Annotated in this window: 8 protein-coding genes and 1 tRNA gene; 6 read left to right on the top strand and 3 right to left on the bottom strand. The window is 43.1% G+C overall.

Annotation, left to right across the window (positions count from 1 at the left end):
- Window positions 1-216 precede the first annotated feature (216 nt).
- From WBA23_RS14330 to WBA23_RS14315, 4 genes are all read left to right on the top strand, one after another.
- Entirely contained in the window at window positions 217-636 is a 420-nt protein-coding gene (locus tag WBA23_RS14330; protein ID WP_424582962.1) for a DUF2141 domain-containing protein, read from the top strand.
- A 96-nt stretch (window positions 637-732) separates the two neighbouring features.
- Complete coding sequence (locus WBA23_RS14325; RefSeq protein ID WP_424582961.1) at window positions 733-1,788, top strand: formylglycine-generating enzyme family protein; 1,056 nt, start codon at window positions 733-735, stop codon at window positions 1,786-1,788.
- A gap of 166 nt (window positions 1,789-1,954) precedes the next feature.
- On the top strand, window positions 1,955-3,280 hold the full coding sequence (locus tag WBA23_RS14320) for a Gfo/Idh/MocA family protein (RefSeq protein WP_424582960.1): 1,326 nt from the start codon (window positions 1,955-1,957) through the stop codon (window positions 3,278-3,280).
- 44 nt (window positions 3,281-3,324) lie between these two features.
- On the top strand, window positions 3,325-3,483 hold the full coding sequence (locus WBA23_RS14315) for a hypothetical protein (RefSeq protein ID WP_424582959.1): 159 nt from the start codon (window positions 3,325-3,327) through the stop codon (window positions 3,481-3,483).
- A gap of 726 nt (window positions 3,484-4,209) precedes the next feature.
- Here the strand turns inward: WBA23_RS14315 and WBA23_RS14310 are convergent.
- The 3 genes from WBA23_RS14310 to WBA23_RS14300 form a co-directional block, all read right to left on the bottom strand.
- A tRNA-Thr gene (locus tag WBA23_RS14310) sits at window positions 4,210-4,283 on the bottom strand.
- 63 nt (window positions 4,284-4,346) lie between these two features.
- Window positions 4,347-6,710, bottom strand: a complete 2,364-nt coding sequence (locus WBA23_RS14305; protein WP_424582958.1) for a DUF349 domain-containing protein — start codon at window positions 6,708-6,710, stop codon at window positions 4,347-4,349.
- Between the two features lie 64 nt (window positions 6,711-6,774).
- Window positions 6,775-7,341: a YqgE/AlgH family protein gene (locus tag WBA23_RS14300; protein WP_424582957.1), complete on the bottom strand. Its 567-nt coding sequence runs from the start codon at window positions 7,339-7,341 to the stop codon at window positions 6,775-6,777.
- Window positions 7,342-7,695: 354 nt separating this feature from the next.
- Between WBA23_RS14300 and WBA23_RS14295 the strand changes: the two genes are divergently transcribed.
- Both WBA23_RS14295 and WBA23_RS14290 read left to right on the top strand, forming a co-directional pair.
- Window positions 7,696-8,151, top strand: a complete 456-nt coding sequence (locus WBA23_RS14295; protein WP_424582956.1) for a TM2 domain-containing protein — start codon at window positions 7,696-7,698, stop codon at window positions 8,149-8,151.
- Between the two features lie 341 nt (window positions 8,152-8,492).
- On the top strand, window positions 8,493-8,726 hold a 234-nt coding region (locus WBA23_RS14290; RefSeq protein ID WP_424582955.1), incomplete at its 3' end, for a hypothetical protein.

The following is an 8,726-nucleotide window of genomic DNA, read 5'->3' as shown; positions in this document are numbered from 1 at the left end:
TGCGACCGGGAACAGGAATTATTTTACCGCGCTATTAGTGAGGATATGGATTTAACGCAGCACCATCAGGATGCCATTAATAGCCTCCGAGTAGTACTAGCCGCCGATGAATCGTTCAAGACTGGAAAAACGGTAGAATTGTAAATAACCGTAAAGTAGTTTTTCTTGTTAGCATAATGGCGCACTACCGAATTGGTGCTTTAATTCTATTACATTATGCTTATACTATTAGCAATACACGCTTTATTATCCTCCGATATTTTACCCAATACTACTGTGAATCAGGAACTTACTATTGAAATACTGGGGTTGAGTTCTTACGAAGGACAGGTACAAATAGCGGTGTTTACCGTTGACGATGATTTCCCCGACAAGGGTACTTATCAGAAGAGTGTTCCCTTAGACCCAGCGAATAAGGTTCAGGCTTCTTTCACGCTCCCGGAAGGAGACTACGCTGTAGCGGCTTATCACGATAAAAACGAGAATGGTAAGTTAGACACTAACATGGTAGGCATACCGAAGGAAGATTACGGTTTCTCTAACGACGCTCGCGGAAAAATGAGCGCTCCCCCTTTTGATAAAGCAAAAGTTACTGTACAACAAGCAGCTCAGACGATACAAATCAATCTTCGCTAATGGGTTCTGAAATAGTCAGGAAAAATGCATAAATTAGAGACTTAACCGTTGTTATAATACGGTCCATTGAATTTATCTCTTGATTTTCTCTGATTAATGTTCATTCGCAATCTATTCCGACACAAATATTCATTTCGCCTTAGCCGCTTTAATCAGGTACTGACTATCGGCACTATCGTATTGCTAATAGCTCAAGGTTATACTTCCAAGTATTATGGCAATGAAGCCTTTGAAGCCTACGCGGCTGATGTACCGGGCACCGGTTTTTCTATTGAAATGCTACCCATTCCGGGAGGTAGCTTTATGATGGGTAGTCCCGAATCAGAGGAGCATCATAACGATGACGAAGGGCCCCAAGTAGAAGTTACCATTGACCCGTTCTGGATGGGGAAATACGAGATTCCGTGGGACGTCTACGAGGTGTTTATGTTTCAGGAGCTGGAGAAACGCTACGCGGAAGAAAATGGCGGACTAGGCGCGGCTAATATTCCGAACGTAGATGCGGTATCGCGACCTACTCCGCCCTACTTGGATATGAGCTTTAATATGGGTAAGTACGGCTACCCAGCTATCTGTATGACCCAGTATGCCGCCAGTCAGTTTTGTAAGTGGCTGAGCGCGAAGACCGGACATTACTACCGTTTGCCCACCGAAGCCGAGTGGGAATACGCCTGCCGAGCCGGAACGACTACCGCCTACTCATTCGGCGATGATCTTTCTCAACTGGACGAATATGCTTGGCACTACGGCAACACCGATAGTGGCTACGAAAAGATTGGTACCAAGAAACCTAACCCTTGGGGACTCCACGATATGCACGGCAATATTGCGGAGTGGACTTTAGACCAATATAACCCGGCCTACTACGCTAGCCTAGATCAGGCAACTTCCAAAAATCCTTGGAATGAGCCTACCGAACTATATCCGCGTACGGCCCGGGGTGGTTCCTACGATGATGACCCCGAAGTACTACGGTCGGCCGCTCGTACCGCATCCAATCCTCAGTGGAAAATACACGATCCGCAGATACCAAAAAGCCGCTGGTGGCACACTAACGCCCGCTGGGTAGGTATCCGCTTAGTACGGCCCCAGCAAGCTCCATCGGAAGAAATGCAGAATAAGTACTGGATCAATTTTATTGAAGACATATAGAGCGCGGGGAGCTAGGAGTGTGGAAAAATATGAAATATGAAATATGAAATCAGAATCTAGCACATAATGCACGAATTATCATTACTAAGCTGCGCTATAGCGGTCCCTAGCCTAGTGTCCCATGCTCCTAGCCATTAAACAATTTAACAATCAAATAATAGATAATATGAACAAGAACCTGACAATGAACCGACGTAAATTTGTAAGAAACTCTGCTGTAGCTGCGGCGGGTGGCGGACTGCTAATCAGCCAACTGCCCGTGGAAGCCAGTGCTTACGTGCGGGGAAACGAAACTATTAAAGTAGCGGTCATTGGCTGCGGGGGCCGAGGAACCGGCGCGGCCAGCCAAGCCATGAGCGTAGACCAGGATGTGAAACTAGTCGCTATGTGCGACGCCTTCCGCGACCGCCTGGACAAGTGCTACGATAACCTTACCCAAAAACACGGCGACTCGGGACGAATCGATATACCAGAAGAACACAAGTTCGTAGGCTTTGAAGGCTACAAAGATGCTATCGCTTTAGCCGATGTAGTAATCCTAACTACCCCTCCCGGTTTCCGCCCCATTCACTTTGAGGAAGCCGTTAACGCCGGAAAGCATGTGTTTATGGAAAAGCCGGTAGCCACGGATGCCCCCGGAGTACGCAAAGTGCTGGAAGTAGCTAAAAAAGCAAAAGAGAAAGACTTAAACGTAGTGGTTGGTCTACAGCGGCACTACCAACCCAGTTATCTGGCCCTGATGGAGCGCATCCATAACGGGGAAATTGGAGATATCACCGGCGGACAAGTGTACTGGAATAGTAGTGGAGTTTGGGTGCGTCCGCGCGAAGAAGGGCAAACCGAGATGGAGTACCAAATGCGCAACTGGTATTACTTCACTTGGCTGTGCGGCGACCATATCCTGGAACAGCATATCCATAACATTGATGTAGCCAACTGGGCGAAGCAGTCGTACCCCACCATGGCGCAAGGTATGGGCGGACGCGAAGTACGTACCGGTCCCGACCACGGTGAAATCTTTGATCACCATTTTGTAGAGTTCCACTACGGTGATGGAACGATGATCAACAGTCAGTGTCGCCACATTGAAGGCTGCATGAATAAAGTGGCCGAATCATTCGTAGGAACGAAAGGCCGGGCGACTACCGATGGTAAAACTGAGATTACTGATCTAAAAGGGAACTCTATCTGGAGCCACCGGGACAAGAACGACCGCAACCCCTACCAGATAGAGCACGACCGCTTGTTTGAAACCATTGCTAACGGTGGTGAATTACTAGCTGACGCTGAGAACGGAGCCAAAAGCACCATGACGGCTATTTTGGGACGAATGGCAACCTACTCAGGTAAGCCGGTAACGTGGGAAGATGCGCTCAACTCCGACATGAGCTTAATGCCCGAAACTTTTGCCTTCGACGCTCAGCCACCAATTGTACCGAATGCGGACGGACTTTATCCCGTACCTACTCCCGGAAAAACTAAGGTGATTTAGTCTAATCTATAAATGAATTATAGTTTTAAATAAATACCTCAACAATGAAAATTACTAAAAGAGAAATTCTCGGATTTATTTTAGGAATACTAGCGTATTTCGCGATAGATACCGTTAATTGGGATCAAGTAAAGGCTGATGCTGAAACAGGATACAACGATGGATACAATGCTGATCAGAAGAGTAGTTCTACCACCGAGTAAATTCTTAGAGCTACGCAAGAATTGATCCTTTACTAGGCAACTGTTTTGTGAAACTGACTGCTATTTAGCTGTATTATAAAAGCCGCACTGAACACAAATTCAGTGCGGCTTTTTAGTTTTTTCACTGTTTTTAAGCAAGTTATAAAAGAAGCTCAGGACGATTGCTCCGCGCTTTTTTTCACTCTAGGTTAGCCGTGAATGTCTTTGTAAAACTATCTGCTTACAATAGCATAGTGCGTGAACCTCATAAGAACTATTTAGGGCTAACTATAATCTAAAAGATGTAAACGACGAATAGTCAAAAACTAAATACGTTTAACTGGTCTGCAAACCTCTACTTAAGGGAAGTAACCCTATTTGAATAGTTAAACTTCATTAGCAATCCTCAATATGTCTTAGTTTTTAAGTAGTTCTTATTACTTTCTATGGAACAGAGTAAGTAAGAAGAGGTGGAAAGAAACAGTAGTAAGCCTATTTTCAAGATTCATACAATTTTACAGATAGCCGAGTACCTATGAAGAGCAAGGTCTAAGGGCTTGAGTACCCAAAACGGAAAACTCTACAGGGTTGCCGATAACCAATTAGAAGAAAGTTACATCGTTAGCCGGTCGCTAAACAACGAACCTGCGAAGCATCCTAACTGATCATATTGTACTATTTAAAGTATCTGTTAAAAAAAAGCACCTACAGGAATCTGTAAGTGCTTAATTAGAGAAATTTTATAAGAGCCCCCTGTCGGATTCGAACCAACGACCCACGCATTACAAGTGCGTTGCTCTGGCCAGCTGAGCTAAGGGGGCAATAAATTGGTTGGCAAATATAATTGGCGCTTATCTGATTTTCAAGCCTTCTGTATCTTAATTCTACTTTAAACTTTGTAAAACATCTAACTGAGACTTTAATTGCGCTAATTCAGCCGTGGCTTTCTCAATTTTTCGCTCTACATCGGCGATTAATTTATCAGCCTGCTTCGATGATGATGTAAAAAAAGAGATATTATTTTTCCATAATGAAATATCGCCTTCAAGCTGACTAATCTTTCGTCGAATACTTCCTTCTTTCAGATTAATTCGTCGCTGCCCACCCGGACTACTTTTCAGCGATCCTACCTCAATTTCAACTAGCACCTCTTTCTTCTGATTTTCATCTAGTTCTTCGGCGTTCTCAACAAATAGATTGACCGCCTGCTGATAACGAGAGCTGATGCTCTTCATGGCTGAGCGCGGCACAAAACCAGTTTCAGTGTACTGCTGAATAAGCTTGGTGAGAGAGTCCAGATCACTGGACTTTTCTTTAGCCAGAGACTCTATCTTTTCACACGCCTCTTCACGAGTGGCTAGGTTTTTCTGATACTCAATTTCCGTTTCCTGACTATTGTTACGCCGACGATTAAAAAAAGCATCGCAAGCTGCTTTAAATCGCTGGTACACCAATTCTCTTGCTCTTTCTGGCACCGGACCAACCTCTTTCCATTCGCGTTGTAAACGCTTCAGTTCATTAGATGTAGTTTTCCAGTCTTCACTTTCTTTTAGGGTTTCAGCCTTTTCAGCTAAAGCTTCCTTTTTCTGTAAATTTTCCTCTCGTTGAGCATCTAATCGCTGGAAAAACTCACTCTTGTGAGCGAAGAATTCTTTAAAGCTTGACCAAAATTGACGATTTACCTCCTTTGCTTGATTTCTAGGCATACTGCCCGCCGCTTCCCACTGCTTCTGAAGTTGCTGAAGCTCTTTGGTCTTTTTATTCCACTCCTTAATACTATCACTTTCAAAGCTGGCAAACTCCTTTACTTCCTCCACTAGCTTCAGCTTTTCTTCTAAATTTTTCTTAAGCTGTTCCTTAAAGACTTCAATATCTTCTCGCCGACGGTCGTGAATTTTATCGGAAGCTGCTTTGAACCGCTGCCATAGTGCTTCTTGCTCGTCGCGAGGAACCGGCCCAATATGCTTGTATTCTTCGTGAAGCTCATCCAGTTCTTTAGCAGCTTTTTTAATATCCGGTTCTTCAACCAATTGCTCAGCTCGCTCGGCTACCGCTGTTTTACTGCCCAAATTTTTCTTCCGATCAAGCTCTTTTAACTCAAAATATATGCTGCGATTATCGTAGAAGCGGTCAAGCAGAGCATGGTAGCTCGCCCACAGTGTACGGTTTTGTGAGGAAGGCACTTCGCCAATGCTACGCCATTGTTGCTGAATTTCTTTCACCTTCGCAATACTCACTTGCGTTTCTTCACCGTCTACAAAACCGCGCAGCCTATTAAGGATCTCTTCCTTTTCTTTCAGGTTCTCCTGACGACTCTTCTCCCGCTTATTGCGGTATTCCGATCTACGTTCCCGAATATTATCGTAAGCAGCGTAAAACAACGTATAGAATTCGTCTGGACGATATTCAAATCCATCGGGTTCGCCTCCATCCTTTATAAATCGGTCTAAAGCCTGCTGTCGTTGAGTTTCTTCCAGATCGTCAAAATGCACTTTCAATTCCCGTACTTGGTCGGCAATGGTATTGATTTGGTCGCCCTTAGCCAATTTTTCTATTTCTCGCGCCAGCTCCTCTCGACTCAACTGATTATAATCTGGCCCACTTTCTTCTTGCTCAGACTCGCCACTTTCTTCTTCCTCGGTTTCATTACTCACTTCTTGATCCTCTGACTTAGATGCCTCTCTTGCTTCACTTATCTGGCTGGTGGTTTCAGCTACTTCTGCTGTCTGCTCCTTTTCAGACTCACTGCTTTCATCTGGGGTCTTCTGTTCGGCCGCTTCTCCTGCTTGGCTTTCTACTTTAGTAACCTGCTCTTCCCTACCCTTTAGGTTTTTATTATCATCCTCCGCTAAATTCTCTTCGGAGGAAGATTCTGTATTTTCTAGAGAAGCTTCTGCTGCTGTAGTCTCCACTAAATTTTCTGTTTCTTCTTTCGCCTCAAAATGTTCAGTTGCCTTTTCTTCGGTTAACTCCGCTGTACCATTTTCAGCCGATTCCTCATCTTTCTCCGATTTTTCAGGCGCACCAGATGACTTTGCTTCGGTAGTCAAACTTACCTCAGATTCGGCTTCCTCTCCAGCTACGTCAGCAGTTTTTGGCAAATTTGATTCGTCAGGCGTATCATTATCAGTCTCATCGCTTGCTACCTTATTGCTTTCGGTAGTTTTAGAAGTGGACTCGACTGTGTTTTCCGATTCTTGGTTTTCGGAGCGTTGTTTATCTTTCTGATTTTCAGAAGCTTCGGCCATAATGCAATATTCAGTTTCCTTGCTACTTTTCTTTACTATAGAATATAAAACGAGGGCAAGTGTTTTAGTTCAAACGAGGGTCGATTGGGTAGTTTGAAAACATCCGATACTTTCCTCCCATATTACGTAGTATTTCTTGCCATAGCTGATGCGCCGGAATATCAAATAGCTGATAAGCGGTGGGCTGATGATACACGATCCAGGTTTTCTCTTCCAATTCGTCTTCCAATTGACCAGGCCCCCAACCAGAATATCCAGCAAAAAACTTCACATCGTTTTCCGCAATTTTTCGGGTATTGATGAGCGATAATAACTCATCAAAATTACCCCCCCAGAAAACATCATTTACAATGGGTTCGGAATTGTTGAACGGTGGGTCAACTCGGTGAAGGAAGTGAAGAGTTTCGTGCTGTACGGGACCACCCACGTATAGTGTTTGGTGGTAGTTTTGCACCTCATCTATTGCATCAGAAAGTTGCATATCTGCCTCTTTATTAAGTACAAAGCCGAACGATCCGTTGCTGTTATGTTCGCATAAAAGTATTACTGATCGCTCAAAATTTGGGTCGGCTAGAAAAGGCTCCGATAACAATAAATCGCCTTTGGCAGGTTTTACAGCATCTCCTTGCATATCAACACTTCTACTTTACTTTATTATTCCCGTTGAATAAGCGAATTTAATAAAAGTTTTGTACAGCCCTACTAAATATAAAAAAGAGTAAAAATAGCATCAACTTTTGCTCTAAAATCCTACTTATTCGCATTCAGATTACGTTGATTGTACAATCAAAGGAGTTGTTTCCAAAATAACGCTTCAGAACTTACTTCACCAATTTTTTTCTACCAACAGTTAGGAACATTATTTGATATTTGATCATTGAAAATAAAATCGCAATTAGTTAGATATCATATGCTAATGAAGTTGCCACACTGATTTAGCCAGGGCTTCGTACCAAACTAATATTGATAAAAACAGGCTTACTATATGAAACATAAAACTAACGCAATTCTCATAGCTATTCTATTAGGTGGGTTCGGCATCCATCGGTTTTATATTGGACAACATCGCAAAGGCTGGTGGTACTTGGGGTTCTTTTGGACGCTTATTCCGATGATTATTAGCTGGTTTGATGCTGCCCGATTTAGCTCCATGAATTATGCTGAATTTAATCGCCGCTATAACCTGGGACACGAGCTATCTAAAAAATTCTCGGATGATGAGGTACTATTAGCCGCTAGTTTTGAAAAAGAGCGAGAAGAAAAACTTCTACAGGAGATTGAGCGGCTTTCTTCTAAAGAAGATGTTCAGCAGTACTTACAGCAAGCTAAAGAACGAGGTGATTATTTGCCCCGTTTGGTATACGCTCGGGCGAACGCCATTTTGCGAGATCAACCTTGGATAATGCGCGAATCTCTTGACTTTAACGAAAAAATTGTCTAACAAGTAACATCAAAGAGGAAGAATAGTGAAGAACAGAGAGGTTCATGGTAGTAGGTGAAGTGTTTGATAGCCTAGGCAAAGTGGTGAATCGCGCAGGCGACGCAGTGTATAGTTAATAATGAATCAATAGTTGTAAAAATTTAATCGACAATCGCTATTTAATAGTTCAGCAATTAACTCGATATACGATTTTTTTCTTTTATAAATTATACAGTTCAATGTAAATCCAGGAATGTACGGCAAACTTACGATGTACCTTTGCTTTCAAATCTGACTTGAAAACCTTAGTAGCCTCTTCCTAGATTGGCAATCATAAAAACAGCGAAAAAACTAAACTGATTATGCCAAAGGTAAGTGTAAGTATTGATCATTTTGTAGAGAAGAAGTTTGAGAAACTTCTGGTTGAATTCGGCTATGAATATAGCAAAGAAGCGAATGAGGAGGAAGTTTCTTTTGTGCTCACTTCTGAGCAAGAATTAGATTTGGTAGAAATCAGTCTTCTTAATGAATGTGCCCGCCAGATACAACAGCTTGAAGATTTGGACAAGGAGCATTATCGTGGCTTAGAAAATAAC

Origin of the sequence: Tunicatimonas sp., assembly GCF_049647865.1 — a bacterium.
Classification (GTDB): domain Bacteria; phylum Bacteroidota; class Bacteroidia; order Cytophagales; family Cyclobacteriaceae; genus Tunicatimonas.
Note: the sequence above shows the minus strand (reverse complement) of the source record. Positions and strands in the feature narration are given on the sequence as shown.

Coding starts and splice junctions, on each gene's coding strand:
- WBA23_RS14330 (WP_424582962.1), top strand. CDS start 217: ATGCTTATACTATTAGCAATACACGCTTTATTATCCTCCGATATTTTA.
- WBA23_RS14325 (WP_424582961.1), top strand. CDS start 733: ATGTTCATTCGCAATCTATTCCGACACAAATATTCATTTCGCCTTAGC.
- WBA23_RS14320 (WP_424582960.1), top strand. CDS start 1,955: ATGAACAAGAACCTGACAATGAACCGACGTAAATTTGTAAGAAACTCT.
- WBA23_RS14315 (WP_424582959.1), top strand. CDS start 3,325: ATGAAAATTACTAAAAGAGAAATTCTCGGATTTATTTTAGGAATACTA.
- WBA23_RS14305 (WP_424582958.1), bottom strand. CDS start 6,710: ATGGCCGAAGCTTCTGAAAATCAGAAAGATAAACAACGCTCCGAAAAC.
- WBA23_RS14300 (WP_424582957.1), bottom strand. CDS start 7,341: ATGCAAGGAGATGCTGTAAAACCTGCCAAAGGCGATTTATTGTTATCG.
- WBA23_RS14295 (WP_424582956.1), top strand. CDS start 7,696: ATGAAACATAAAACTAACGCAATTCTCATAGCTATTCTATTAGGTGGG.